This is a genomic window from Methylomonas rivi (assembly GCF_024505165.1).
GTDB classification, from domain to species: domain Bacteria; phylum Pseudomonadota; class Gammaproteobacteria; order Methylococcales; family Methylomonadaceae; genus Methylomonas; species Methylomonas rivi.
Genome location: NZ_JANIBK010000029.1, coordinates 1 through 26939, shown reverse-complemented (window position 1 = coordinate 26939; position 26939 = coordinate 1). Strand labels below are relative to the sequence as shown.

The following is a 26939-nucleotide window of genomic DNA, read 5'->3' as shown; positions in this document are numbered from 1 at the left end:
TAACAGCTTTGCGATTAGCACCGTAATCGGTATCGCAAGATTCCAGCCATTCCGTAAAACCCATGAATATCAAACAAAGCATAGCCATTATCGCCTTACTGGCGGCAACCGTCTGGTTTTGGCAAACCCAACCTGCGCGTCCGGCTCCGAGGGTAAGTTTTAAAACCATTAAAGGCGCGAACATTACTCCGGCCGATTTAAAGGGCAAACCGGTACTGGTGACGTTCTGGGCCACCGATTGCCCGGGCTGTATCGAGGAAATCCCTCACTTGATCGAACTGCACCGGCAATACAGCCAAGCCGGCTTGACCATCATCGCCGTCGCCATGCATTACGACCCGCCCAACCACGTGCTGGCCATGGCGGAAGCCAAACAGCTGCCTTACGCCGTCGCCTTGGATCCTAGCGGCTCGCTGGCGCAAAATTTCGGCAACGTGCAACTGACTCCCACGACATTTTTGCTCGACAGGAACGGCCGTATCGTTATGCAAAAGGTCGGCGTATTCGACTTGCGGGACATGCGGCAACGTCTGCAGGCAATCGATTGAGTATATAGGAAAAATTAACCCGCAATTGTTTTGCGATATGAAACAAACAATACGATAAATGCCTGATTGCAATTGCTAATCAGGGGTATATAGTGAAACCGTACTCAACAACGGCTGAAAACATTTCAAGGTGGCGAATATGAATAGTTCCAATAATGTGTATAGAGACCTGATGACCAAGTTGTTATTGGCAACCGGTATTTTAAGCTTCATGTCCGGTCAGTTCGTGGCGTCCACCTTTTTGTTCGGCATGTCGTTTTTAAGCAGCAACTTGGTTTTAGCCAAACCCGTTCGTGCCTAAGTTTTTTTGTGTGACCTCCCTGCTTGTCAAGCGGTAACTCCTGTACCGCATACTCTATAGCCTCTACCGTTGCTCAGGTTAGAGGCTTTTTTTGCGCCTGAATTTCAAGTGACGCGGCTGATGGCGAGAACCGCCCCACGGGCGGACCGCACAAAACCCGCTGCATCGACGGCTTGCTTGATTTTCGGCTGTCCCTTCCTCCGGCGCATCGAATAGCGAACCGGAGCCGATCCAGTCGGATACGCTGGCAAAACCCGCCAACAATCTGGCCTGTAGCTCGTTGTATTTGCCTAGCATGGCTTGGCTGACGCCGGCATGGCCGCCCCATTGGCGCTTAATTTCTGCAGTTACTGCGTCGGCCCGACCATGAACCCAGCGTTTCCGAACAGCGCCTCGTAAATCCACTGTTCCCAGCAACTTTAAATTCAGTCTCATTCCGGCCCGCGCCGCTAAGTCTAAACAGATAGTTTCCGTGTGTTTGAAGCCGATCACGGCGGGTTTGGCGGTCCGCTGTTTAAAGCCGGCCCATAATGGCCTATACTCGGAATCTCCCACTATCGGATGGAGATTAAGCATGAAAAAACTGGTATCAATTCACGCGCTGACTGCAAGAATTAATCGGAAACTGGCTAAAGAATCCAAGAAACTCATGAAGTATAAGCCGAGGCTTGACGAGAACGAGCCGGTTGTCGAGTACGCCATTGTAGATTTAAAGACGAACGCCATCATCAATTTCCACATGGCCGGCGAAATACAGGAGTTTGCCCGCGGGCTGGGTTGTTTGGCATCTCTGGAAGATGTTTCGCTGGAAATATAAAATACTGACATCGATAGATGGATAAAGCCGGGGCAACCTGGCTTTATCGGCTGCGCGCTTCGGATTGGTCAATCCCCCCGGCAAAGGAGCGTCCGGTTTTGGTTGACCATTACACGGGGATGAGGTTTGTTTGCAGAGGAAAACCGAATTCCTTCCCAATCGCCGAAACCGGTATGAAACACCTGTACCACGTCGTCCAGCAGTAATAAGGATTCGCCCCGCCCTGCTTGGCCGCCGCCGATACTAATCTGCAAATCCGCCTGTTTGTCCATGACGGTCAAGCGCGGTGCATCGCCCAATTCCAAGAGTAGCGGCGGACGCTCGGCATTGCCGTTAACGGGCAAAGCGGCTTGCGGATGCGCCAGCCCAAAAAAGCCTCGAAGGCTTTGGCGTCTTGTCCGGCACCGCGATTACACACTTCGCGATCACATGATCGCCGCCCTTCAATTCAAGCGTCGAGTCCGCGCCGATTCAGGCCGGCCCAAACTTCAAAACTTTGCACCCACACATCGGGCTAGCCGCCCGGATAAACTGCTCCGGTTCGAAAACCGCCATCGGTTCGGTATCTAAATCGAGCGGCAGGCCGATAAAACCGTGGCATCAGGTATGGGAAGCCGGGTTAAATCCGCGTTTGCGGACGGCGAAGCCAATGCCTGCATCAGTCCCGCGACACACAAAAAATGTTAACTGGGCCAATGTTTTCACAGTTCGATCGGCGGAAAAAGGCGAAACGGTTTTGCAAAATGGAAAGCGTGCTAGATTTAAGCCTATCATAACGCTATAAAAATCCGACCCGCCAAATGCTTTTATCGCCAATTCCTGCCTTGGTCTTAAAACTGTTTGTAGACGGCCGCTTCATCGAATCGATGAAAAACTCTAAACGCCGCTCGAAGTTAAGTTTTCATGAAATTTGAATTTGTCGGTACTATGGACGGGTTATTATCTTTGTTGAACGCGGATGAAATTTAAGAATCTGTTATCTTTAAAATCTCTTATCGTATTGGGTTTTGCCACCGCGGTAATCCCACTTTTTCTAGGCGTCCTGTACGCCGCTTACGGACTGCGAGAAACCGCGGCATTAGGCAGAACCATCAACTCCCAGGTGTTCGAACAAACCAAAACCATACGCTTGGTATTGCAAAAATCCTCGGATATCGAACGCAAAGCCCGGCTGTTTGTGTTACTGTCCGATCCGGCCCTTAGGCAACCCTATGAACGCGAGTCTTACGAATCGGCGCGAGCATCGTTCAAACAGTCCCTCGGCGATTTGCTGAAACTGCGCGTGGATAACAAAATCGCCCTGCTGGTGAACGAGTTATCCGAAAAAGAAAACCTGATTTACCAGCAAATCATCGGTTCTGAAACCGACCACAACTTTCAATTACCCATAGACGAAGCGTTTCAAGGGTTGCGCGAATCCTCCAACGTGTTGTCGCGCGAATTCGAAAATCATGTCGAACATACGTTTAACGAATTGCGCCAGTTGTCGGAATCCTGGGAACAAGGCTTATTGATCAAGGGCGCCGTTTTATTGCTACTTTCCTGCGGCTTGGTTTTGGCCTTGCTCAATGTGCTGTCGGGCTCGATGCGCCAGTTGGACACAGCCATCCGCCGCCTAGGATCGGGCGAATTAAACGAGCCTATCGAAGTCGGCGGGCCGGCTGATTTACGTTATCTGGGCGAGCGTCTGGAATGGCTGCGCACGCATTTAATCGCCCTGGAATCGTCCAAGCTGCAATTAATGCAAAATCTGGCTCGCGAAATAGAACAACCCTTGCAGCATATCCGCCATGGCGCGGAGCAACTGGCCACGCCCATCGAGCAGCCGGCTTTAAACGCCGAAACCGACATTGCCCAACAAGTGGAAGCCAGCGTCGACAAGCTGCAAACAGTCTCCGAACAATTGTTACAATATAGCCGGCTCCAGTCCGCCCAGCCTGCCGAAAACATGCGGGTTCTGAACATGCACGAACTGCTGGAAACAAGCCTGGAAAGTTTCGAGAATGCGCTTAAAGCCAAATCGATCGAGGTAAAAAAACTGATCGAGCCTTTACAAATCGAAGGCATGGAAGAGCAATGCCGCGGCATTGTCGAACAATTATTGGCCAATGCCATCCAATTTTCCCCCACGAACGGCGAGATCCGGATCACGCTACGGGAGAGCGGCGATTATATGGAACTGGAGATTGAAGACGACGGCCCCGGCATAGCGCCCGACATACGCCCGCATGCCTTCGAACCGTTTTACCGGGCCATCCCGGAAGAGTATCCGGAACACGGCGAAAACCGTTTGGGACTGGCGATGGCGCGCGAATACGTCACCCGCCACCAAGGGCAGATCGAATTCATCGACCCGCGGCAGGACCATGCCGGTGCCCGCGTCAGGGTCCGGATACCGCTGAATCTTACAGTCTGACTTCAGGAATTTTTATGCCACCTTTACGAGCCATGCGCTTATTTTGTTTAATTTTGCCTGGATTGCTGATGACCGGTTGCGCCGGGTTTAATTCCGCTTCCGATACAAATGCGGAAAACCGTTACGATCCTTACGCCCAGTCAGGCATCGACGAACTGCTGGCCTTTGGCGCCAGCATGGCTGGCATGGAGGATGAGGACCGGGCCGAAGTCTGTAAATCCCTACTTAACACGCAAAAAATATCGCCTTCGGACGGCAAACAATTACATCTGATGATAGGCCGCTTATTATCCAATGCTTGCGGAGATATTCCGGCCATTCTGGACGGCGTCCAGACCATCAGCCCGGCCTATGCATCCGACGAACGCGTACAGCGCCTGATCGCGATCCACACCCAGGCCTTGCAACGCACCCAACGCCAGTCGGAAAAATTGCACGTGGTCGAACAAAAACAGAAGAAAATAAAATCCACCTTGGATTCGAAAGAACCGGCGGGACCCCAAAAAAACGAAAACCGTTTGCTGCGGGAAAAGCTGGAAGCCATCCGCAGCATGGAAAAACAAATGGATGAAAGCGTAGACAGCAACTGATCCGCATGTTCCGTTTCCGCCTAGCATTGGTGATTGCCGTTTCCTTCGGTTTCGTATTGCTGTTGGGCGGCATCATGTATTGGGGCTCCGATCAGGTGGCGCGCCATTTTCAACGCAGTCAAACCGCTTTCGAAGCCTTCGACCGTTACGAACATTTGTCTCAGGAAGCTTACCGGTATTTCAAGCAACAAATGGACAGGCTGATCACCGGCGGCAGCCAAGCCGAAACCGACCTGGCAACCTCCAAGCAACGTCTGTTGGAAGCCATGCAGGCACTACGGGAGCAAGCGGTAAAAGAATCCCCGCCGATCGAAGGCAAACCCGCCCAAAACCGGAACAAGGCCGCCGAACTGGAACGGGTAGCCAATCTCACCGCATTTCTGGACGCCAGCGAATACCGCTTCAACGAAGTGGAGCGTTTGCGCGAACGAGGCAAACGCAACGAGGCCTTGCAGGCCTTGACCAAATTTTCGGACGAAGAAATCGACATCAAGTTTCAACCGCTGATCGATGCCGCCATCCATGCCGAGCGTAACCAGGCCGCCGAGGCCAAACAAGAGCTGGAAAACCTGGTCGCCCAATCGCGCTGGGTAACCGTTTCGGCGGCATTGATCGCCGCCGTTTTCAGCCTGACCGCCGGGGTATTTCTACTCGGCCGCGTTAAAAAACCGATTGAAGCCTTGATGCAAGGCACCAATGAAATCGCCTCGGGCAATTTGAACTACCGTATCATTTTGGACAGCAGGGACGAATTTGCCTATCTTGCCAGCCACTTCAACAAAATGGCGATCGAGTTGGGCCTGCAACAGGAAAAACTGCGCCAGGGCCGGGAGGAACTGGAAAACCGGGTGGCCGAACGGACTTACGAACTGCAACAATTAAACCAGGCCTTAAAACGCATGGACGCCGAGCGGCGCGAATTTCTGGCCGACATCAGCCACGAACTGCGCACGCCCATCACGGTCATCAGGGGCGAGGCCGAAGTAACCTTGCGCGGCCAGGAACGCGACCCGGAAGAATACAAGGACACATTGCATCGTATCCTGGACTTATCCATGCAATTGGGTAAGTATGTCAATGACTTGCTGTTCCTGGCCCGTTCCGAAACCGCCAACCTGCAATTCGAATGGGACGAATTGGATCTATCCGAATTGCTGAGCAGTAGCGTGGAAGACTTTAAGGTAATGGCGGAAGAAAGCGCTATCCGCTTGTCCTATACCGCGCCCGAACAACCGATTTGGTTGTTCGGCGACAAACAGCGGCTGCGGCAGGTGTTATTTATTTTAGGCGATAATGCCTGCCGCTATTCAAAACCCGGCGGACGGATCATAATTAATGCATGGCTGGACGAGACGCATGTTTACATCAGTCTGACCGACCAGGGCATCGGCATTCCCGCCCAGGATCTGGAACGTATTTTCGAGCGCAACTTTCGCAGCGAAAATGCCCGCCATCTGCACGATGACGGTTCCGGCCTGGGCCTGCCGTTGGCGAAATCCATTTTACAAGCCCATGGCGGCCAAATCGGTGTCGATAGCAGCGTTAACGCCGGCACAACCTTTACCGTAAAATTGCCGCTAATTTCCACAGGCGAGGACCAGGATTCCCATGAGTGAGCTTCCCCTTAAATCCAACCATAACGGCGACTTCGGTTTCCTGCGCATTCTGCTGGTCGAGGACGATAAACGTATCGCCGATTTTGTCGAGCGCGGCCTGAAGGCCGAAGGCTACGCCGTGGAAGTGGCCCGTTGCGGCCAGGATGCCATCGCCATAGGTTGCGACAGCCAATTTCAGGCGATTATTCTGGATTTGGGCCTGCCCGACATCAACGGCCGAGAAGTGTGCGAACGGCTGCGTAAGCACAGCGTCGACACTCCGATCCTGATGCTGACCGCCCGCGACACCGTGCAGGATAAAGTCACCGGCCTGCGCTCGGGCGCCGACGACTATATGACCAAGCCGTTTGCCTTTGAAGAATTATTGGCGCGGATTGAAGTGTTGATGCGCCGACGCAGCGGCGAAATCAAGCTGGATTCCAAAGAGCTGCAAATGGCCGACCTGTTATTGAATGTGGACACCCACGAAGTCAAACGCGGCGACAGCATCATCGAACTGACGCCCAAGGAATTCGCCTTGCTGGAATGCTTTATGCGCATGCCGGGCAAGGTGTTGAGCCGCACGCGGATTTTGGAGCAGGTGTGGGGCTATAGCGCCGACCCGTTGACCAACGTGGTGGATGTGTATATCCGCCAGCTGCGGCGCAAGATCGATGACGAGTTCGAGCTGAAACTGCTGAAAACGGTACGCGGTTACGGCTACAAAATGGATGCGACCTAAAAAGCCGACCCGGCAAATTCATAGCCTGAAATTGCCGGGTTTTGCTTATTCCGCCGCCAGATACTGTCCGGGGTGGATAGGCGTTTCGTAAAGAATACCTTCGCGGAAGTAAGGTTCCGGATTACTGGCGATTTCCCGCGCCGCTAAAAATTGCGCGTAATAATTCCGGGACGCGAACCCGAAAGCCGGGCCGTCATACTGTTCCACTATCCGCGCGAAATCCCGCCCCATTCTGTCCTGGGCCCGCTTCATACCGCCTATGCCGTGATTGTAAGAGGTCAAGGCGGCCGGCCAATCGCCCAATTTTCTGTAGGCGTAACTCAAGTAATTGGCGGCGCCGTTGGCGGAAGCAAACGGATCCAGACGCTGATCCACCCTGTTCTTGTCCGGCATGAAGGTTTGCGCCGCCGCCTTGGTAAATTGCCACATACCGACAGCCCCGGCCGAAGAACGCGCCGCCGGTTGAAATGAAGATTCCACATGCGGCAAATAGGCTAATTCTTCCGGCAAACCGGCATCGCGAAAGATTTTTCTAAATTGCAAATTATACTTGCCGCTGATTTCCAGACCGCGCTTGAAACGTTCGCGGGTTCCGCGTTGCGCTCTGACTCTGTCGCCGGCGCCGGGTAAAATGCTGTTCAAGGGCCGACCGCTACTTTCCAATTTGGCGATCAACTGCCGGTCATTGGCGTTCAAGGCTGCGTTATAACGCAACTTGCTGTCCAACTCGGCCAAGCGGGATTTCCAGAAATCGCGCCGACTGTTCATCGCCAGCTTTTGTTCGGCCGTCAAGCCTTCCGCCACGTAGCCAGGCAAGGGCATGACCTCGTACACCACATCCAAAAAGCGGTCGTCATGATAAGCCACTTCCGAGCGTTGCCAAACCGCGTAGGTTTTACGCCAAAAATCCACCGCGGGCTCCAAAGCCGCCGGTTTGGGGAAAATCCCGGAATAACTCGCCGGAGCATTATTGCTATCGGCGCGGTACGGTTGCGATTGCGGCAGGCCGGATTTGTAGCTAACGGGCTTATCGCGCCTATAGTTTGCCTGATTGCTGCCGCAGCCATTCAGCAAGATGAACAGAACGGGCAATAACGATACTTTTAAAAACAGTCGATTCATGGTCTTGTCGTGGTGGATTCTGCGGCATGAGGTGATTCGAAATCACATATAGGTAGAAGAATAGCGCTCATTTAATCATTCAGCTAAGAACAAATGTGAAGACCATCACATTTGTTCTTGTAATTATTATGCTTATTTTAACCCTAACCTCCGAATCAACAAGCCTTTTCCATGCCTATCCTCATGATTAAACGAATTTATTCCAGGAACATGCCGCTATTTTTTCCATTCGCGAATGGTCAGCGGTTTATGCCGGCCCCCCCTACCCGAGTTATATCCCCCTTCGGATTAGCCTTGTCCGGCTTAATTGATGTTCGAACGGCATGCCCGGCCCTCTCCCCCGCCGAGTTTTCATACCGATATTGGAGAATGGGAGCGATTACGCTTGTCGAATCCGCATGACCACAACATTTACATCACAAAGTAAGAGGCCGGAAAAAAACACCCGCCGTGGAAATTAATTTCAATTTATTGATTAATGGCAACGACAAGCAATAAATCCGGCATTCGGTTTTTCGGCGCTCCCAGACTTGCCGGGCGAAGTGTCGAAATTGTCGGCAAAGACGCGGCAGCAACCGATATAGCCAACATCAACGAAACGGCTATCGGCATCAGAATATAAATTGTGCCTATTTGACTGCCATGCCGGGATCTATGAAATAAATGCTCGACGCTGTGTTCTATACCCAGCTACAGCCCTTCGTACATGGCAATGGACAACACAAGCGACGCAACAATAACCCAATCAAAATATTCTTTAATCATGCCGATCCCCGAAGGTTTAGCTTTAGAAGCTGTCTGAAACAAGCAATTGGATGTGTCGACTGAATTGAGATGGCGATTATTGAAATCGCCATCACCAAAAATCCGCCAAGAAATGTTCCCTTGGGGGGGGGGGTAAAAATAGTCCGACGGATTTGAGATGATTGTATACAAATATCGAATCGATACAAGTTATTTTCGCGCGATTCCGCTTTATCCGGCAACCCGCTGCAACACCCCCTGCCCAAGACTGTTCCATGGCGAGAACATGCTAAGGGTTTCGCTGCAAATAACTTCCCCCCTTTGGAGGTTGTCGTAAAAGGTAGGTCGGGCTGAATGCAATAAAGTCCAACGTTTTGATTTTGTTGGGTTACGCTACGCTAACCTACATTCTGGCTTTTACGACAGCCCCCTTTGCAAAAGAGGGATCAAGGCGGGATATATAAAAAATCCGCCCAACCCCTTTATGCCTATGGGTACTTTTTCAAAGAGAATGAATATTCGTGTGATTCGGCACATCCGCATCTGCTCCCTCGCCCTCCGGGAGAGGGCAGGGGTAAGGGAATCGAAAAAACGAAAGTTGAAGTGCGATAACTATACATTACCGAATTGAGTGGTCGGATCGAGTTGGACCGGCCCGGTTTTCGATTGATTTTTTTTGAGTTAACCGATCCATTTTCAGCGAGGCTTGCTCATAGGATTTAAGCATGTCGTCAAATGCCTCCGAACGCCCCGCCTTGGCATCCGCCGCCGACTGAAGCTCAAGGCTGCTTCCCTTGCCCATGCCGTCACCGGCCGCGGCTTTATCGGCCATGGGATCGACCGTCTCTTCCATGGCGACATCAGCATCCCATTCATATTGGCCGCTGTCGGTATTGCCGTCATTGACCAAGTGGCGACGGTATTGCATGAAAGACTCCCGCGTAAACACATAAGGATCCAATGCCGCTTCATTAATGAAATTCAAGGCGCTTTCGGCATTGGCGCGATCGCTGATCCCCTCGAGAACACCCGTGCCCGGAACATAAGTGCCGGGGTTCGCGGCCTTGTCCAAGATCAAACCGCCGCCGTCGCGTAGCGTTGTGGGGCCGATGATGGGCAGCACCAGATAAGCCCCTTCATCTACCCCCCAAACCGCCAGCGTTTGTCCGAAATCCTCGATATTGTTTTCCAAGCCGAACTCGCTAGCCACATCGATCAAGCCGCCGACCCCGATAGTGGTATTGGTAAAAAACCGACCGGCATCTGCCGCGCCTTGTTGAAATTTGCCTTGCAGTAGATCATTCAACACCACATTAATGCCCTTCAGGTTATTGAAAAAATTACTCACCCCGGTTTCCATGAAGTCGGGCGTAACCCATTTGTAACCGTCGGAGACAGGTTTGAGGAAATATTTATCCAGCCCTCGGTTAAAACCGTACATGGACCGGTTGAAGCCCTCAAATGGGTCGGCCTGACTCGTCGTGGCAGCGGTATTTTCCGTCGAAGTTTCCGCATGATTCCCGGTGCTCGCACATCCGGCTATCGTCAACGCGCCAGCGACTAAAAACATCCGACCTGATAGGGATAGGCCTTTGTCTGGACAAATTCGGCTAAACATTCCTTACAACTCCTGCTGATTAAGTGTTTTGAGTAGTTAAAATTATGCGCGAAAACATGACGGCGAAACACGCAACATAGTTTCGATTCGATACTTAAAGAATAGCACTTTACCCCTTTTCATGCCGCTTTGTCAGCCGGGTAAAGGAAAATCGCTTGATTTAAAAGCTTACGCACAAACCTGATCGGCTGTTCGTCGGGAAAGCATAGACGCTTATCTTATGTCAGTATCGGTAATACTCTGTTATAAACTCGCCTGAATATCTTCCCTTTCAATTTTCCCCTGTTTACCCATACTCATGATCGACTGGAACACCACTTATGCCGCCATCTGGCGCCAGCGCCAGGCTTTTCTACGCCCCGTGAAGCAAACCGACCCCATACGCCTGGAACAGCTTTTGGGCATAGATTTGCAGAAACAGCAACTGCTTGCCAATACGGAACGCTTTATAAGCGGGCTACCGGCCAACAACGCCCTGCTATGGGGCGCCCGGGGTACCGGCAAATCGTCGCTGGTGAAAGCCTTGTTGAATGCCTATCGGGACCGGGGCTTGCGCATCATCGAAGTGGATAAACAGGATCTGCTGTATTTGCCTGAAATAGTCGATGAGATTCGCGAACTGCCGCAACGCTTCATTATTTACTGCGACGATTTGTCCTTCGATAACGGCGACACCCTGTACAAACCTCTGAAAAGCGTGCTGGAAGGCTCCATCGAACTGCCGCCCGACAACGTGCTGTTTTACGCCACCTCCAATCGCCGCCATTTGCTGCCCGAGCACATGCGCGACAATCTGGACACCCGGTTAATCGATGGCGAAGTACATTACTCCGACACCATAGAAGAAAAAATTTCGCTGTCGGACCGCTTCGGCCTACGGCTGGCGTTTTATCCGCAACCCACTCCCACCTATCTGGACATCGTCGACAGCTATTTTGCCGATTTTACCGGCGACCGCGCCGTATTGCATAAAGCGGCACTGGATTTCGCTCACCAAAACGCCGCCAAAAACGGCCGCACCGCCCGGCAGTTTTTTAACGCCTACGCTCAAAACAACGCCTGATTATAAAATTGCTCAAGCCAATTCACATAAAACGTCTTTTCGGCAGGGATTGCCGAAGAAGATAGCTCGAATTTTAGCCTCCATGGCACTGGATGCCCGCCGCCATGCCAGCGTGACGAAATTTTAAGTGTGGCTGAAATATTGAAAAATCTGAAAACAACTGGCGCCGCGTTACGGTTTGCCAAACTTAAGCCGTGAGCAAAGCCGGTATAATCGCCGGCTTTTGCCATCAAACCCGCGCCATTTGTGTTTATGCCATCCATCAAAGTTCTTAGCAGCCTGATTTTCATCATGCTTATGCACGGCGCCATCGCCTGGCTATGCAATCAACCGCAAGATGCCGGCCCCGACGTGCCGGCCGGTAAATTGCGCAGCTTGTCCTTCGCCCCCTATCACGACGGTTTTAGCCCCATCACGCAAACGTTCCCCCTGCCGGAACATGTGGAACAGGATATCCGCGCCGTGGCCGATAAAACCTACAGCATCCGCACTTACTCGGTACGTGGCGGCATGCAGCCGACACCGGAATTTGCCCGTAGATACGGCGTGGACATGATGATGGGCGCCTGGCTGGGCGACGGCCATGCGGAAAATAAAATCGAAATCCAGGCCTTGATAGCTGCCGCCAACCAAAACCCCGATGTGGTGAAACGGGTCATCGTCGGCAATGAAGTGCTGCTACGCAAGGATATGGATATCGACGCGCTGATCGGCTACATCCGCCAGGTCAAACAGGCCGTCAAACAGCCGGTTACCTTCGCCGACGTCTGGTCCAGCTATATGCAATACCCTCAACTGTTCAAAGAAGTGGATTTCATCACCATCCATATCCTGCCGTATTGGGAAGACGAACCGGTCGCCATCGAACATGCCGCCGCCCATGTGGAAAAAATCGTCCGGCAAATTACCGACAAAGCCCGCGAGATGGGGGTGGATAAACCGATTTTGATCGGCGAATCCGGCTGGCCGGCCATCGGCCGCCAACGCGGCGCGGCCGTACCCGGCGTGGTAAACGCGGCCCGTTTCATCCGCGAACTGATTCAGGTCGCCAACCGACAAGGCTTCGATTACAACATTGTCGAAGCCTTTAACCAGCCCTGGAAAAGTAACAGCGAAGGCGTAGTCGGCGCCAACTGGGGCTTGCTGAATATCGATCGCGAGCCGGTGTTTCCGCTTACCGGCCCGGTCATGGAAAACCCGGATTGGTTACGGCAATTTGCCTGGGCCAGCGGCCTGTTTCTCATCCTGGCGGCAGCCACCTTCCGCCGGCTGCAAGCGCTGCCGCTTGCGCGGACGCTGGTTTTATTAACCCTGGCGCAGCTGTTCTGTATCAGTCTGGTAGGCATGGCCGATCTAAATTGGCATACCAGCTACAGCCTTTGGCAGCAAGCCTATACCGTGTCGATAGTGGCCGCCAACGCCGGCCTGGCCGGTTTGTTGCTGCAACGTTTTTACGGCCTGTTCGTCAACCGGCCAGCCACCGAGGCCATGGCTAATCGCCTGAAAAACGCTTATCTGTTTTTTGTTCTACTAGCCGTTTACAAAACCTATTGGCTGGCGTGGGACGGCCGCTATCTGAGTTTCCCGACCGAACAATTCGGCATCCCGGCCTTGGGCGTGCTCGGCTTTATCCTCTGTTACGGCTTACAACTAGGCCGCTGGCAATTCATCCGCTTCGCCCAACTCACCGGCTGTTCGGCACCGCATCCCCGGCAACAACTGTTGGCCTATTTATTAAGCTTCGGTGCGCTGGCTATCATCATAGGCGAAACCTACTCCTTCATGTCGGCATACGATTTCATCCAGGCCCACCCGGACTTTATCGAGGGCTTGCCGGTCGCCTTGGGCTACACCCTGCAAAACCGGCAATTGCTGGGCTGGCTGGCATGCATCCTGATTCTGAGCCTGCCGCTCCGGCCTCGCCGTATCGATAACGCGCAAACCGCATAAGCATGCCGATACGATAGCCCTACGCCGGCCCGGGTTTGTTTGTATAATCCGGCACAGTTTTTTCAACCCCTTGCAACCCATGCCCATACCTTTTCAGCGCATCGGCATCGTCGGTAAATTCGGCGATCCCGGCATCGCCCCTACCCTAACGGAGCTATACCATTTTCTGCATGGCCGCGGGCATGAAGTTTTACTGGACAGCCAGAGCGTGGAGCTACTGAAAAATGCCGACGTCAAAGGCCTGCATATCGACCGCTTGCCGGAATATTGCGACCTGATCATCGCGGTCGGCGGCGACGGCACTTTTCTGGCCGCCGCCCGCGCCGCCGCCGATTTCGAAATACCCTTGCTGGGCGTCAATCTGGGCCGGTTGGGGTTTCTGGTGGATATTTCGCCGGAACAACTCACCAGCCGGCTGGAACAGATTCTGTCCGGGCAACACAAAACCGAACAACGCTGCCTGCTGCATGCCTCCATTTACCGGGACGGCGCGGAAATACACCGGCAAACCGCCGTCAACGAAGTGGTGGTGCATCGCTGGGTGACGCCGAGCATGATAGAAATCGTCACCAGCATCGACGGCGTCTATCTGAATACCCAGCGCTCCGACGGCTTGATCGTCGCCACCCCGACCGGCTCCACCGCCTATTCGCTGTCGGCGGGCGGACCGATTCTGCATCCGGGCCTCAACGCCTTGGTATTGGTGCCGTTAAACCCGCATACCTTGTCCAACCGGCCGCTGGTGATAGACGATAACGTCAGCATCGAAATCGGCTTTAGCGATGCCAAACAAATCAACGCCCTGGTCACCTGCGACCACCTGGAAATACCCGACGTGCTGATCGGCGACAAAATCGTCATCAAAAAGGCCGATAAAGCGATTAAAATTTTGCACCCGGAAGACCACGATTTTTTCAACATCCTCAGAAGCAAACTCAACTGGAGCCGCGGCTAGCCTGACTTATGCTGTTAAATCTGAATATTATCGATCTGGCGGTCGTCGACGCCCTGGACTTAGATCTGGAACCCGGCATGTCGGTGCTGACCGGCGAAACCGGGGCCGGCAAATCGATTTTACTGACCGCGCTGGGCTTGGCGCTGGGCGACCGCGCCGATTCCGGCTATGTACGGCCCAACAGCAAACGCGCCGAAGTCAATCTGGAATTCGACTTAAGCAAAGCCCCGCTGGTGAAACAGTGGCTGGAACAGCAGGAACTGGACGCCGACGGCCACTGTCTGGTGCGCCGCACCATCAGCGAGGACGGCCGTTCCAAGGCTTACATCAACAACCGGCCGGTCAATCTGCAAACCCTGCAGGCCTTGAGCCGGCAGTTGGTGGAAATTCACGGCCAGCATGCGCACCTAACTCTGTTGGATAAAGACGAACAACGCCTGCTGCTGGACGCTTTCGCCCAAAACCAGGCCTTGTTGGACGCCGTCAATGACTGCTACCAGAACTGGAAACACAGCCACAAAACCCTGCAGCAACTGCTGAGAGCCGGCAGCGATCAGGCGGAACGCGAAGAACTGTTGCGCTATCAACTGGAGGAATTGCAGCAACTGGATCTGGACAATTTCGATTACCAAGCCTTGGCCGAGGAGCACAATAAGCTGGCCAATCTGGGCAAGATACTCGGCGTCGGCCAACAGCAACTGGACATTTTATACGACAACGATCAGCAATCGGTGGCGCAAATGCTGGGACATTGCAACCACGCCATCGGCGAATTAAGCGAATATGCCGGCGAATTGCATGCCATCGTCGAACTGCTCAACGACGCCGAGATACAAGTCGGCGAAGCGTCTCAACAATTGCGCCGCTTTCTGGACAATCAGGAAGCCGACCCGCAACAATTGGTCTGGCTGGAAAACCAGATCGGCATCGTGCAAAATCTCAGCCGCAAACACAAAACCACCCCGGAAGAACTGCCGCGACTGGCCGCGCAATTGGCAACAGAACTGGATAACATCAGCCACGGCAGCGAACGCATCGAAAGCCTGACGTTGGATTGCGAAAACCGGTTGAAACAATACCGGCAACTGGCCGCCGAACTGTCCGCCTCCCGTCAAACGGCGGCGGCCGAATTGCAACAACGCATATCCGACACCGTCAAGGAACTGGGCATGCCGCACGGCGAGTTTCTGGTCAACATTAGCACCGATCCAAACGCCGAACCGCAACGCAACGGCCTGGACGCCATCGAATTTTTGGTCAGCACCAATCCCGGCCTGCCGGCCAAACCGCTGGCCAAGGTCGCCTCCGGCGGCGAACTGTCGCGCATCAGCCTGGCGATACAAGTCACCACCAGCACCGACAAAACCACCCCCACCATGATCTTCGACGAAGTCGACTCCGGCATCGGCGGCGGCATTGCCGAAATCGTCGGTCAAAAACTGCGCCGCCTGAGCCAAAACCGCCAGGTATTGTGCGTCACCCATTTACCGCAAGTGGCGTCGCAAGCGCATCAGCATTTGTTCGTGGCGAAAAACCAGAAGGCGGCGGTCACCTCCTCCACGGTAAGGCGCTTGAGCGACGAAGAGCGCGTCACCGAAGTCGCCCGCATGCTGGGCGGAGTGACCATCACCGAAAACACCTTGGCGCATGCCAGAGAGATGTTGCAGGTTGGGAAAGGTTAGCAGATCAATCAGTTCGTTTCCGGGTTAGCCAATTTGATTGGCCTGATCGGTACAAACTTAGACGGTAGCTCCGAATAGCGAAGCGTATTCGGAGGAACGAATCCAACATTCGTCCGATTACGCTTCGCTATTCGGACCTACGGCCCTGCTCCGACATCCACGCCGGCAAACAGGCGGTGGCTAGATTCAGCGACGGCATTGATTGGGAGGTTCGTCATAATCGTTTTTTAATTCAGTTAAAGGTTAAGTACACTATTCACCGGTTCCCGACCCTGCACATGCACCTACCTTCCTTGTGTATGCAGGCTCTAAGCCTCGGATACTCCACGGTATGGGTGAATAGGGCGGGGGCCAATCTACGGAACAGGCTCTGGTTGATTTCCAGTCCTCAGGGCGGAACGGCCTCCCAATGAACGATGACAGCTTAATCGGTTTTTCTGGGCTATCGGTTGTTAAAATTCATCATACAAGGGCGGATGCCGTTAGGCGATCCGCCAATCAAAATGCCTCCATACGGCGGAACCGCTATGCGTTCCGCCTTACAGCCTTACGTGATTACTTAACGAAAAGCTCAGCCGACGCTTGGGGCGTAGCGGAAAACGGTTGGCTGGAGTGCAGTGTTATGCATTTTTAACAACCTCCCACTCAGTTTTTAAAACCTTTCGACCTTGGTCAAGTAACTTGTTATAGGCTTCAAAAAACTCATCGTCAGCTTCTTTGCCTTTTGATAACGAACCTTCCAAGCGACGAATCACATCAATAAGCTTATTGTGTTCATCTTCATTTGGGTTCAGATGGAATATTACTTGATGTGTGAGATCCGTAATTCTTTTGTACTCTTCTTCAGTCCTGTCCTCGTAGCCAGTCTGCCAATAATGAAGACATGACCCAGATATTTCTGAAAGAAGCCCACGCAAGTCATTGATCCATTTTTGCCGCATTGGTCCGAGCATTGCCCGTTTGGCCGTTCTTGCAGAAATTAAGGGGCCAAAAAACACCGAAATTAGCGCAACAAGTAGTGACAGAATTGGAACCCAATCCTTCATATCTAAGTTTTCCTATGTTGCATAACGTGGAATTGAGGGGCTGCGCGCTTTTGCGCAGTCCCACTCGAATGTCGGGTTGGGCATTACGGTTTAGTTATCACTCTAATGCGCTCTTCAATGCGAGCGCCCCTAATGCCTTAATTGCATCAAAGGTCAATTCAATACCTTTCGATTTTGCTGTCGCTTTAATTTTTCCCCAGATTGTGGTTGACCTCATGGTGTCGAGAAGATCGTGACCAGACATGGTAAGTCGCGGGTTATGAAGACCATAACTGAATAATCCATCTGCTGACCTTGAAACTTGCAAGCCATCTATGTATCCATTATTAACCAGCAACTCATAGTGCCCAAAAATGCGGCTCTCAATAGCCCGATGTTCTTTTAGCTGCGATTCATAAGTATCCCATCCTTGGTCCGTCAAGTCTGGCTCTGGAGGAATCCCAGAAAAAAGCTCCTTTTCCTCCTCAACATCAGCAAGTTGCTTACGTATCAAATCCCAGTCTCGCTTCATTGTATGTACTTGTTGTATGTGAGATTAAACGGACATTGCCCAGCTATAATTAGACATCCTAAATGACGCAAAACATTGCGTCAAACAGTTGCCTAATTCATTTTTTAAATTTAAAGCATTCATAATTTCAGTAGCTTATGAAGATTTAGCCTTTCCTAATAAAAATGCAAAATCCGGCAAATAACCCACCCGAAAATCCGCCAAAACGGCTGGATCAAGTGCGGGCTAAAATTCGCTTGAAACATTTACAGTATTCGTACCGAACAGGCTTATACGGACTGGATTAAACGCTATATTCTGCATTCTGACAAGCGTCATCCGCACGATATGGGCGCTAGTGAGATGATGCAATTTCTTACGCATTTAGCCGTCCAGCGCATTGACGGCGCAAAAACCCAGGCTGCAAAACGCTAAGGTGCGGACCGTTTCTTGTCAATCCCGGATCCAGACTCAGCAGGACGAAACATGCTTGGCTAAACGGCCTATCGGTTATCGGGCGAACTCCATTAACACGTTTCGTTTTAGTATGGCGTTGAAATTTTTTGGCCGGTTTTCATAAATCATTACTTGCCCATCCTCTGGCGTATGCTTATGCTAAATTGCCGCATAATAACTAGCCAAGGAGCGCCGCATGCCTTCATCCCACTATATCCGCTGGTTTAACGAACTCACCATCAACGACATCCCTTTGGTCGGCGGTAAAAATGCCTCCTTGGGCGAGATGTACCGGGAACTGGCCGGACAAGGCGTGATTGTACCGAACGGGTTTGCGATTACCGCGGAGGCTTATCGTTACATGCTGGACCGGGCCGGGGCCTGGGACAGGCTGCATGAATTCCTGGATGCGGTGGATGATGCCGATGTCACCGACCTGACCAGGCGCGCCCAACTGGCCCGCGATCTGGTGTATGCGGCGCCGTTACCCGGCGATTTGCAGCAGCAGATTCTGGCTGCCTTTGCGCAATTGCAACAGCAATACGGCGAGGATTTGACCGTGGCGGTGCGCAGCTCGGCTACCGCCGAGGACTTGCCGACCGCCAGCTTCGCCGGCCAGCAGGACACTTATCTGAATATCCGCGGCGGACACGCTTTGCTGGATGCCTGCAAACGCTGCTTCGCCAGTCTATTCACCGACCGCGCCATTCATTACAGGCTGGATCAGGGTTTCGATCATTTCAAAATCGGCCTGTCGATCGGGGTGATGAAAATGGTGCGCTCGGATTTAGCGGCCAGCGGGGTGATGTTTTCGCTGGATACCGAGTCCGGTTTTAACGATGCGGTATTCATTACCGGCGCATACGGCTTGGGCGAAAACGTGGTGCAGGGCGCGGTCGACCCGGACGAGTTTTACGTGCATAAGCCTACTTTCGAGCAAGGTTTCCGCTGCGTGTTGCGCCGCACTTTGGGGGCGAAAAAAATCAAAATGGTCTACAGCGACGGCCGCACCCGCGAGCCGATCCGTAATATCGCCACCGCGCCGGAAGAGCGCGGCCGCTTTTGCATAGACGACGACGATGTACTGACCCTGGCCGATTATGCGTTAAAAATCGAAAAGCATTACGGCCGGCCCATGGATATGGAATGGGCCAAGGATGGACTGGACGGCAACTTGTATATTGTGCAGGCCCGGCCGGAAACGGTGGCTTCGCAGCGTAGCGGCCATGTGCTGGAGCAATATCGGCTTAACCAGTCGGGCGAGGTCATCGTTAAAGGCCATGCCGTGGGCAGCAAGATTGCGGTGGGCACGGCGCGGGTGATCGACAATGTCGCCAAACTGCATACTTTCAAACCCGGCGAAGTGCTGGTGGCGGATATGACCACGCCGGACTGGGAGCCGGTGATGAAGACCGCCGCCGCCATCGTCACCAACCGCGGCGGCCGCACCTGCCACGCCGCCATCATCGCCCGCGAACTGGGCGTGCCGGCGGTGATCGGTTGCGACAATGCCACCACCGCCATATCCAGCGGTAGCCAGGTGACGGTGTCTTGCGCCGAAGGCGATATGGGCAAGGTTTACGCCGGGCCATTGGATTTTGCCGTTCAACATACCGATTTGGCGAATATGGCGCGCCCCAAAACCAAAATCATGCTGAATCTGGGTAACCCGGAGCTGGCCTTCAAGCACAGCTTTTTGCCCAACGACGGCGTCGGGCTGGCCCGGATGGAATTCATCATCACCGAATATATCAAGGCCCACCCCATGGCTTTGATCCATCCGGAAAAAGTGGCCGATGCCGGCGAATTGCTGAAATTACGGGAATTGACCGAGGGCTACGACAGGCCGGAAGAGTTTTTCATTCAGCGTCTGGCGGAGGGCGTCGGTACCATCGCGGCGGCGTTTTATCCCAAGCCGGTGGTGGTAAGGATGTCGGATTTCAAGACCAACGAATACGCCACGCTGTTGGGCGGCCGTTGGTTCGAGCGCGACGAGGCGAATCCGATGATCGGTTTTCGCGGCGCCTCGCGTTACGTGCATCCGGCCTATGCCGAGGGCTTTGCCCTGGAATGCGCGGCAATGCTGCGGGTCAGGGAGCGGATGGGATTAAAGAATATGGTATTGATGATTCCCTTCTGCCGCCGGATCGAGGAAGCGCAAAAGGTATTGGCTTATATGGCCGCATGCGGCTTACAACGCGGACAGGATGGGCTGGAAATCTACGTGATGTGCGAGATTCCGAACAACGTTATTCAGATCGACGCCTTCGCCGAATTGTTCGACGGTTTCTCGATCGGCTCCAACGATCTTACCCAATTGACGTTGGGCGTGGATAGGGATTCCGAAATGGTCGCCAACGATTTCGACGAACGCGATCCCGGCGTCAAGGAAATGATCCGCCTGGCGGTGGAAGGTTGCCGGCGTAACGGTAAACATTCCGGCCTGTGCGGCCAGGCACCGTCGGATTATCCGGAAATGGCGGAGTATTTGGTGGAAATCGGTATCGATTCCATGAGCCTGAACCCCGATACCGTATTGAAAACCACCCAAGCAATTTTGGATTTGGAACAACGCTTGGGGCGTTGAGGCCTTGCCGGCGATTCGGCACTGGCCGGGAATGAAGATTTCTCGGCAAGGGCCGCCGCATTCCCTTACCATTACGCCTTTACAATACAGCTTCTCTAACGAGCTATCCCGTTGGCCGGCATTAAGCCAAAGCCGTGATCGGATTTCGATTTTTTTTGCAGTATCGATAAACCGGTGGCCGTTTAATTTCCGCCAGCATCCGTTGTATGCCTTGAAAAGGACGAAATTATAGTGATGTGGCTGCGTACCAGCTGTGAAATGAGCTTTGAAGTCAGTGTCTCCACCCCGTTTATCTTGATGTTGCGGCCGCGTAACGGCGCCAATCAATGGGTGGCGCGCGAGTCGTATATGATTAAGCCCAATGTGCCGGTGTTCGAATTTACCGACGATTACGGCAATCTTTGCCAGCGGCTGATTGCCGAGCCGGGTTTGTTTGCCATCCGTACCAGTGCCGATATTCATACCAATGAGCATATCGAGGTTTGTCCGGGCGCGCCCTTTGAGGAAGTGCAAAATCTGCCGAACGCGGTATTGACGTATCTGTTGCCGACCCGTTATTGCGAGTCCGATCGCTTCATCGATCTGGCGCGGGAGCTGGTCGATAACGTGGCGCCGGGCTACGACCAAGTCGCGACAATCAATCAATGGATACGCCGGAATGTGCGCTTCAATCCGGATTCGCCGTATTTTCAGATGTCGGCGGTGGAGGTCAACCAGGCCCGGGAAGGGGTGTGCCGCGACCTGGCGCATTTGGGCATCGCCTTGTGCCGGGCCTTGTGCATACCGGCCCGCATGGCGGTGGGTTATTTACATGGTTTGCAGCCGATGGATTTTCACGCCTGGTTCGAGGCTTATGTCGGCGGCCGCTGGTATAGCTTCGATCCCACCCAGCCGGAACCGCGCGGCGGCCGAGTCATTGTGGCATATGGGCATGACGCCGCCGACGTGGCGATCTTTACCCAATTCGGCCCGGCCTTGTCGCCGATCCATATGGCGGTGGCCGTCGAAGAATTGAGCGGGCCGCCGGAGTAAGGCGATATGCAGCGTCTGCGTATCCAGCATGTGACGGAGTACCGGTTTTTAAACGCCGTCACCCTCTACCAGCACCAATTATTATTGCGGCCGCGGGAAGGCCATGACGTGCGTATCGAGTCGTCGAAGCTGACTATCAGTCCCGCCTACAGCATCAAGTGGTATCGGGATGTATTCGATAATTCCGTGGCGGTGGTGAATTTCCAGCAGCCGGCCAACAGGCTCAGCATTGCCAGCGAAGTGGTGATTCAGCATTACGAGCCATCGCCGTTGAATTTTTCCGTCGAAGAATATGCCTTGAATTATCCCTTTGTGTATAAAGAGTCCGAGCGTATCGATCTGGCCGCCTATCAGCAACCTTTGTTTCTGAGCGACCAACCGGCGGTCATGGCTTGGCTGCGGGAGATAGGCCTACATGCGCGCAGCATGGAAACCCTGTGTTTGCAGGAAAAATTGAATCAGGCCATCCACGGCCGGTTTCGGTATCAAATGCGCGAAGAAGCCGGCGTGCAATCGCCGGCGCAGACTCTACGCATGGGCAGCGGATCCTGCCGGGATTACGCCACGCTGTTCATGGAGGCCTGCCGCTGCCTAGGCTTGGCCAGCCGGTTTGTCAGCGGTTACCTGCACGCGCCGGCCACCGAGGCCGGCAATGCCTCGACGCATGCCTGGGCCGAGGTCTATCTGCCCGGCAAGGGCTGGCAGGGTTTCGATCCCACCGTGGGCGAAATCACCGGCAACCGCCACATTGCCGTCGCCGTGGCGCGCAATCCGGAATCCATCCCGCCGGTATCCGGCAGCTTCATCGGCCCCGGCCCTACCTTGCCGGTCATGCTGGTCAATGTGCAGGTGAATTTGTTGGGCTGACGGGCTAGTCGCCCATGTCGCTTGCATTGGTTTGCTCGGCCCATTTAGCGTCTTCGATGAACTTGTGCGCCAGAATAGGAAATAGCAATACCGAGATCATGCCGGCACTTACTAAAACAGCCGCGCGGTCGGGCGGTAACAGGCCGGAAGAGACGCCAACTTCGGAAATAATCATGATTAAGGGGAGGCCGGTGGCGGAATACAGGGCAAACGGCAGTCTGTCCGATGGTTTCAACAGGTTTTTGTAAAGCAGTACCGGTGCGCCGCGCACTAATAACAGCAAACCCAATAAAGCGATAATTTGCACCGGCACCAAGGGATCGGCCCATAAGGCACTGATGTCGAATCGCATGCCGGCCAGAATGAAGAAAAACGGAATCAAAAAGCCGTAACCGATCGCATCGAGTTTATAGCGCAAAATAGCACCGCCTTCGTTGCGGGTGGTCAGGTTGACCACCAAGCCGGCGGCAAAAGCGCCAATCACCACATTAATGCCGAATTGATAGGCCAGTGCCACCAACAATGCCTGTACCGCGATGCAGATACGTACCGGAAACTGGCCGCCCTGTTTCATGGCTTGGGCAATCAAATCCATCCATTCCGAGGTGCGTACCCGTATCGCCATATCGGCAACTAAAAAGGTAATGCCGACAAAAACCAGCATTAATAAAGTGTGCCAGACCGTACTGTGGGTGGGGATCAGTAAAAATGTGATAACCATCAAAGGACCGAATTCGCCCATCGCGGCGGCGGACAACAATAACTTGCCGAAGTCGGTGTTGAGGGTGCCGGCTTGCTTCAATATGGGGGCCACGATACCTAGCGCCGTTGTCGATACGGCAACCGCGGCCAGTACCGGGGGTGCTTGAATCAGGCCGATGCCATGAAATATATTCATGAAAACGATGGCGATGGCAAAAGACATCAGCCAACCGCTGATGGATAGCGTTAATGGCTTGCCCTGCATTTGCTCAAGATCGATTTCCAGGCCCACCATAAATAACAGAAATGTCAGGCCTAATTCGCCCAGCAAGGCCACCAGACCGTCAGTCGGTGCCAGATTCAAAATATGCGGGCCGATCAGCATGCCTAATAAAATTTCCGCTACCAGCAGAGGCATGCGGAGGCGGGTGGGTATCTGGATGAGCAACGGAGCCAGCGCTGCCGCAAGGGCGATAAAAAAAAGTTCGCTATGAAGATTTTCCACGGCAGTCTCCGTATTCGTTATTGTGGCTTATGGGACCGGGCCTGATGGCGTGCGGCCGTGATAGCTTACACACCATCGGTTAATAATCGTCTTGGCCAGTCTAGGGGGAGTGCCGTCCCACTGTCAAACCTTATTCCAGCGGTTTCGGGGCGCAAAATCGGCCGATTTTGTTTGTCGGCGCATGCCGAAAATAGGTTTCGGCGGCTGGATCGGTTCGCGGCGAAAGCGTGGCGAAACCGGCAACAATCCCAAGTCCAACCCCGCCCAATTTAACGGATAAATACCTATTTTGACCAAGCGATGAAAACTTGAATATGGCCAACCCTTAACCGTGACTGCCAACCATGCCTGACCGGGAAGCGCTGGAAAACGTTGCTCGACACACTTCGCCGAATTCACGCCCGCAAAAAATTTAAGCCTCACCCCAGCCGCACAATCACCGCCGTCCGTAAGCGGTTTTTACCGAAGCAGGACATGCGTTCGAAATCCTCCCTGGCGACCGGAATAAACTGGCAATCCAGCTCGCTTTGCCTGCCTTCTTCCGGATCCGGATCGTGCATGTACAGGCAGTCGTTGTCGAAGCCGCTCATCACCACCCAATGCGGAGCTTTTTTGCCGTCCATCGCGAAGGTACTGATCAAGATCAACGGGATGGCGCCAGCCTCGAAGGCGGCGATCAAATCGTTTTGGGTGATGTTGGCGTAATTGACGGTCAACCCCTGCTGACCGGCGTCGCGCTTGAAGCAGCTGTCCACCAGTTCGATCACTTGTTTCTTGTCTTCGTTGCGTACACTATCGATGAACAGCGGGCCGGCCTGATTGATCCAGACCTCTACCGAAAAGCCGCGCCGCTTGGCCGCCAGCGCCAATCCGGTCGGGTGGCAGCCGCCGTGGCCGGAGGTCATGAAAATAGTGGTGGCTTCCCGCCATAAATTAATTTCCTCTTCCCGCGACGGCAGATAATTTTTATCCAACGCATGCATGGCCATCATCAAGGCCGTCGGCCCGCAAGTGAACGGCGTGGTTTGCCGCAGCCAATGTACTTGCCTGTGTTGGGGGGTATCCCGATAGCGGCGGATACGCTTCTGGTAGCGCAGGGCGTCTTTATGGTCTTCGTAATAATCGCGGTAAAAACCGAACTTCTGAAACCCCAGCGTCCGATACAGCCCGATGGCCGGGGCATTATCGACACTGACTTCCAGCCGCAAATACAACCGGCCATCCTCGCGCGCGGCTTGTTCGCCGGCCAGCATTAGCGCCTTGGCTATCCCCTGCCCCCGCAGTTGCGGCAGCACCGCCAACGAATAGACTCGCGCCAGGCGGGTGCCGGGGTAATAAATGATCAGAATATAGCCGCATACACCCGCCCCGCTTTCCGCCACCAACAAGGCCCGGTGCGGCGTCGTCAGCCAGTGCCGAAAGCTGCGGCGGCTCAGGCGATCGGTATCGAAGCTGGTTGTTTCCAGCGCTACCAATGCCTCCAAATCGGCCATTTGCGCGGCGCGTATCCCGATACTCAAGCCGATACTCCCCGCAACGCCTGCACGACGACCTGGCGGGCGCGGAACAAGACCATTTCCCGCCAAGCCGGATCGGCCGGATTAAAATGCCGGCGCATCAGTTTGCCGTGGGCGATGCGTTCCGCCTCATTGCCGGTTTGCGCCCATAGTTGATGATCCCGCAACAGCACGTCGAACAGCTGGTCGGTGCTGTAGGTACCGAACTCCAGCGTAACATAGCAACCGCTGCCGTCCATCGCGGCGTGCCACAAATAATCCAGCAAGCCCAGTTTGGGCACCGAGCTGGAGGTACCCGCCCATGGCAAGGTTACCGAATCGCCATACCATTGCCGGGCCAGCGCCGCCCCGGCACTGTCGGGGGCATGGTCGCAGATGATTTCGCCATACCCATAGGCTCCTAGGCCGGTGTGTAAATCGACCACGGCCAAACGGCGCTCGGCCAGACCGTATTGTTGAATCAAATCCTCGCAAACCAAGCGGCCGTGGGCCGGCTGGGTACCGCCGTAAAACGGCCCCGTGGGATCCAGATATTGACCGCCGCTGACGGCTTTTTCCAATGCCGGCCGGCCATGGGCGTCGCCGAATGCTTGCAGGGCGGCGCGTCTGGCTTGCGGGTCGGCCATGAATATCGCCGGCCGCAGCAACCGATATTCCGGCGTTTCCGGCAAGGGCCTGGAAAAATCCACTGCATTGCGATTCAAATCCACCCCATCCTGATCGCAACGCCGCGACCAAGCGTATCCCCAGGGCGTCAAAGCATGGACCAGCAACAAGGCGGTCCGCTCGGGAATGACCAAATCGAACTCCGTCAACAGACGCAACAGATCGATTTGCGCGGCGCTGCCGGCAAAGCCTTCCACGCCGTGGGTGCCGGCGATGACAACCACAACATTGGCGGCCTGTTGTTCGCCTATCCAGACGCTATCGGTCTGCAAGGTTTCGCCGTCGGGCCCGGCACCGGCACAGGGATAAGTGCGAACTTCCGGCGGATAAGGCAGCGTAGCCAATTGCCGCAGCCATCTTTGGCGCGCGCTGGCATAATCGGGCGGGAAAACCTCGGTATCGATAGCGGTGAAGGCGAAACGGACAGTCATAGGTTTAGGCGGAAGTTTCCAGGTTAACATCAGGTTTCAATGGTACTCCTTGTTCCCGATTTTTGACATTCATCCGTCTAGCAGGCAAGGCCGCCAACCTCCGGTTCTTATTAGTGTCGCTGGCGCGACGGCTTGATTTTGATGTCGGTTCTCGGACCGACGGCCGCGATACTTTCGCTACGAAAACCATCCCTGGTTTTCTCCCCGCGGGCCAGCCTATCGGCTGTTCAAATTCGCTCCCGGCGAATTTGTGCGTCGCCTCGGCAACTGCTCCCGGCGTTGCTCTACCTCCTGCATCCATGCAATCGAAAAGAAAGTATCCAAAGACAAATCTGCCGGGAGCAGATTTGGACGTCAACGGCGCACGAAGTGCGAGTGCCCGGATGGCACGAGTCAGCAGGCGACCCGGTGCCGCTTGTATCCTGCGCTCCGAAGGATTTGAACGGGAGAAAACCCCGCCGTGAAATTCAAAGGCGTTTAATATTTGCGAGGTTTTG

Annotated in this window: 27 protein-coding genes; 16 read left to right on the top strand and 11 right to left on the bottom strand. The window is 54.0% G+C overall.

Features of this window, described 5'->3' with window-relative positions; all coding sequences use genetic code 11:
- Positions 1-62 precede the first annotated feature (62 nt).
- Together NP596_RS07885 and NP596_RS07880 are read left to right on the top strand one after the other, a co-directional pair.
- Positions 63-548 carry a TlpA family protein disulfide reductase gene (locus tag NP596_RS07885; RefSeq protein WP_256614758.1) on the top strand — a complete coding sequence of 162 codons (486 nt, stop codon included), beginning with the start codon at positions 63-65 and terminating at the stop codon, positions 546-548.
- A gap of 139 nt (positions 549-687) precedes the next feature.
- A complete protein-coding gene (locus tag NP596_RS07880) occupies positions 688-849 on the top strand; it encodes a hypothetical protein (RefSeq protein ID WP_256614757.1) in 162 nt (53 codons plus the stop codon).
- A gap of 78 nt (positions 850-927) precedes the next feature.
- Here the strand turns inward: NP596_RS07880 and NP596_RS07875 are convergent, their stop codons facing one another.
- Complete coding sequence (locus NP596_RS07875) at positions 928-1341, bottom strand: hypothetical protein (protein ID WP_256614756.1); 414 nt, start codon at positions 1339-1341, stop codon at positions 928-930.
- Between the two features lie 82 nt (positions 1342-1423).
- Here NP596_RS07875 and NP596_RS07870 point away from each other — a divergent pair, with 82 nt between their 5' ends.
- On the top strand, positions 1424-1666 hold the full coding sequence (locus NP596_RS07870) for a hypothetical protein (RefSeq protein WP_256614755.1): 243 nt from the start codon (positions 1424-1426) through the stop codon (positions 1664-1666).
- A gap of 68 nt (positions 1667-1734) precedes the next feature.
- On the opposite strand, the gene NP596_RS07865 is transcribed toward NP596_RS07870, so the two are convergent.
- Positions 1735-2010: a hypothetical protein gene (locus NP596_RS07865; RefSeq protein ID WP_256614754.1), complete on the bottom strand. Its 276-nt coding sequence runs from the start codon at positions 2008-2010 to the stop codon at positions 1735-1737.
- A 614-nt stretch (positions 2011-2624) separates the two neighbouring features.
- Here NP596_RS07865 and NP596_RS07860 point away from each other — a divergent pair.
- Genes NP596_RS07860 through NP596_RS07845 form a run of 4 tightly spaced genes read left to right on the top strand, consistent with a single transcriptional unit; the run spans position 2625 to position 7009 of the window.
- Entirely contained in the window at positions 2625-4082 is a 1458-nt protein-coding gene (locus tag NP596_RS07860; RefSeq protein WP_256614753.1) for a sensor histidine kinase, read from the top strand.
- 14 nt (positions 4083-4096) lie between these two features.
- Positions 4097-4672: a hypothetical protein gene (locus NP596_RS07855; protein ID WP_256614752.1), complete on the top strand. Its 576-nt coding sequence runs from the start codon at positions 4097-4099 to the stop codon at positions 4670-4672.
- A 5-nt stretch (positions 4673-4677) separates the two neighbouring features.
- Positions 4678-6288: a sensor histidine kinase gene (locus tag NP596_RS07850; protein ID WP_256614751.1), complete on the top strand. Its 1611-nt coding sequence runs from the start codon at positions 4678-4680 to the stop codon at positions 6286-6288.
- Positions 6281-7009 (top strand): response regulator transcription factor, encoded by a 729-nt coding sequence (locus NP596_RS07845; protein WP_256614749.1) that lies wholly within the window; start codon positions 6281-6283, stop codon positions 7007-7009. Before NP596_RS07850 ends, NP596_RS07845 begins: the two co-directional genes overlap by 8 nt.
- 45 nt (positions 7010-7054) lie before the next feature.
- Here NP596_RS07845 and NP596_RS07840 read toward each other — a convergent pair whose 3' ends face one another.
- Positions 7055-8131, bottom strand: a complete 1077-nt coding sequence (locus tag NP596_RS07840; RefSeq protein ID WP_256614748.1) for a lytic transglycosylase domain-containing protein — start codon at positions 8129-8131, stop codon at positions 7055-7057.
- A 478-nt stretch (positions 8132-8609) separates the two neighbouring features.
- Between NP596_RS07840 and NP596_RS07835 the strand changes: the two genes are divergently transcribed.
- Complete coding sequence (locus NP596_RS07835; RefSeq protein ID WP_256614747.1) at positions 8610-8753, top strand: hypothetical protein; 144 nt, start codon at positions 8610-8612, stop codon at positions 8751-8753.
- 741 nt (positions 8754-9494) lie between these two features.
- On the opposite strand, the gene NP596_RS07830 is transcribed toward NP596_RS07835, so the two are convergent.
- Entirely contained in the window at positions 9495-10316 is an 822-nt protein-coding gene (locus NP596_RS07830) for an MlaA family lipoprotein (RefSeq protein ID WP_371927918.1), read from the bottom strand.
- A gap of 475 nt (positions 10317-10791) precedes the next feature.
- Between NP596_RS07830 and NP596_RS07825 the strand changes: the two genes are divergently transcribed.
- Positions 10792-11556 carry an ATP-binding protein gene (locus NP596_RS07825; protein ID WP_256614745.1) on the top strand — a complete coding sequence of 255 codons (765 nt, stop codon included), beginning with the start codon at positions 10792-10794 and terminating at the stop codon, positions 11554-11556.
- Here NP596_RS07825 and NP596_RS07820 read toward each other — a convergent pair.
- Positions 11541-11819 carry a hypothetical protein gene (locus tag NP596_RS07820; RefSeq protein ID WP_256614744.1) on the bottom strand — a complete coding sequence of 93 codons (279 nt, stop codon included), beginning with the start codon at positions 11817-11819 and terminating at the stop codon, positions 11541-11543. The two genes, NP596_RS07825 and NP596_RS07820, sit on opposite strands and share 16 nt — an antisense overlap.
- On the opposite strand from NP596_RS07820, the gene NP596_RS07815 reads away from it, so the two are divergent.
- From NP596_RS07815 to recN, 3 genes are all read left to right on the top strand, one after another.
- Positions 11809-13506 carry a glycoside hydrolase family 17 protein gene (locus tag NP596_RS07815; RefSeq protein ID WP_256614743.1) on the top strand — a complete coding sequence of 566 codons (1698 nt, stop codon included), beginning with the start codon at positions 11809-11811 and terminating at the stop codon, positions 13504-13506. The genes NP596_RS07820 and NP596_RS07815 overlap by 11 nt on opposite strands.
- Positions 13507-13585: 79 nt before the next feature.
- Positions 13586-14461 carry an NAD(+) kinase gene (locus NP596_RS07810; protein ID WP_256614742.1) on the top strand — a complete coding sequence of 292 codons (876 nt, stop codon included), beginning with the start codon at positions 13586-13588 and terminating at the stop codon, positions 14459-14461.
- Between the two features lie 8 nt (positions 14462-14469).
- The gene (recN, locus tag NP596_RS07805) at positions 14470-16143 is read left to right on the top strand and encodes a DNA repair protein RecN (RefSeq protein WP_256614741.1); all 1674 of its coding nucleotides are present in this window, start codon (positions 14470-14472) and stop codon (positions 16141-16143) included.
- A gap of 620 nt (positions 16144-16763) precedes the next feature.
- Here the strand turns inward: recN and NP596_RS07800 are convergent.
- Both NP596_RS07800 and NP596_RS07795 read right to left on the bottom strand, forming a co-directional pair.
- Complete coding sequence (locus NP596_RS07800) at positions 16764-17189, bottom strand: hypothetical protein (protein ID WP_256614740.1); 426 nt, start codon at positions 17187-17189, stop codon at positions 16764-16766.
- A 97-nt stretch (positions 17190-17286) separates the two neighbouring features.
- Positions 17287-17700: a DUF2513 domain-containing protein gene (locus NP596_RS07795; protein ID WP_256614739.1), complete on the bottom strand. Its 414-nt coding sequence runs from the start codon at positions 17698-17700 to the stop codon at positions 17287-17289.
- A 243-nt stretch (positions 17701-17943) separates the two neighbouring features.
- Between NP596_RS07795 and NP596_RS07790 the strand changes: the two genes are divergently transcribed.
- The 4 genes from NP596_RS07790 (at position 17944) to NP596_RS07775 (ending at position 22621) form a co-directional block, all read left to right on the top strand.
- Positions 17944-18114, top strand: a complete 171-nt coding sequence (locus NP596_RS07790; RefSeq protein WP_371927921.1) for a phage integrase N-terminal SAM-like domain-containing protein — start codon at positions 17944-17946, stop codon at positions 18112-18114.
- Positions 18115-18331: 217 nt separating this feature from the next.
- Positions 18332-20722 (top strand): phosphoenolpyruvate synthase, encoded by a 2391-nt coding sequence (ppsA, locus tag NP596_RS07785; RefSeq protein ID WP_256614738.1) that lies wholly within the window; start codon positions 18332-18334, stop codon positions 20720-20722.
- Positions 20723-20980: 258 nt separating this feature from the next.
- Complete coding sequence (locus tag NP596_RS07780; RefSeq protein ID WP_256614737.1) at positions 20981-21754, top strand: transglutaminase-like domain-containing protein; 774 nt, start codon at positions 20981-20983, stop codon at positions 21752-21754.
- Between the two features lie 6 nt (positions 21755-21760).
- Entirely contained in the window at positions 21761-22621 is an 861-nt protein-coding gene (locus tag NP596_RS07775; RefSeq protein WP_256614736.1) for a transglutaminase family protein, read from the top strand.
- A 4-nt stretch (positions 22622-22625) separates the two neighbouring features.
- Here the strand turns inward: NP596_RS07775 and NP596_RS07770 are convergent, their stop codons facing one another.
- The 4 genes from NP596_RS07770 to NP596_RS07755 all read right to left on the bottom strand — a co-directional run.
- Entirely contained in the window at positions 22626-23828 is a 1203-nt protein-coding gene (locus tag NP596_RS07770; protein WP_256614735.1) for a cation:proton antiporter, read from the bottom strand.
- A gap of 419 nt (positions 23829-24247) precedes the next feature.
- Positions 24248-25348: a GNAT family N-acetyltransferase/peptidase C39 family protein gene (locus NP596_RS07765; protein ID WP_256614734.1), complete on the bottom strand. Its 1101-nt coding sequence runs from the start codon at positions 25346-25348 to the stop codon at positions 24248-24250.
- The gene (locus NP596_RS07760; protein ID WP_256614733.1) at positions 25345-26442 is read right to left on the bottom strand and encodes a DUF2817 domain-containing protein; all 1098 of its coding nucleotides are present in this window, start codon (positions 26440-26442) and stop codon (positions 25345-25347) included. The genes NP596_RS07765 and NP596_RS07760 overlap by 4 nt, the downstream gene beginning before the upstream one ends.
- A 4-nt stretch (positions 26443-26446) precedes the next feature.
- Positions 26447-26939 (bottom strand): hypothetical protein (locus NP596_RS07755; RefSeq protein WP_256614732.1); only part of this gene is annotated, 493 nt, incomplete at its 5' end.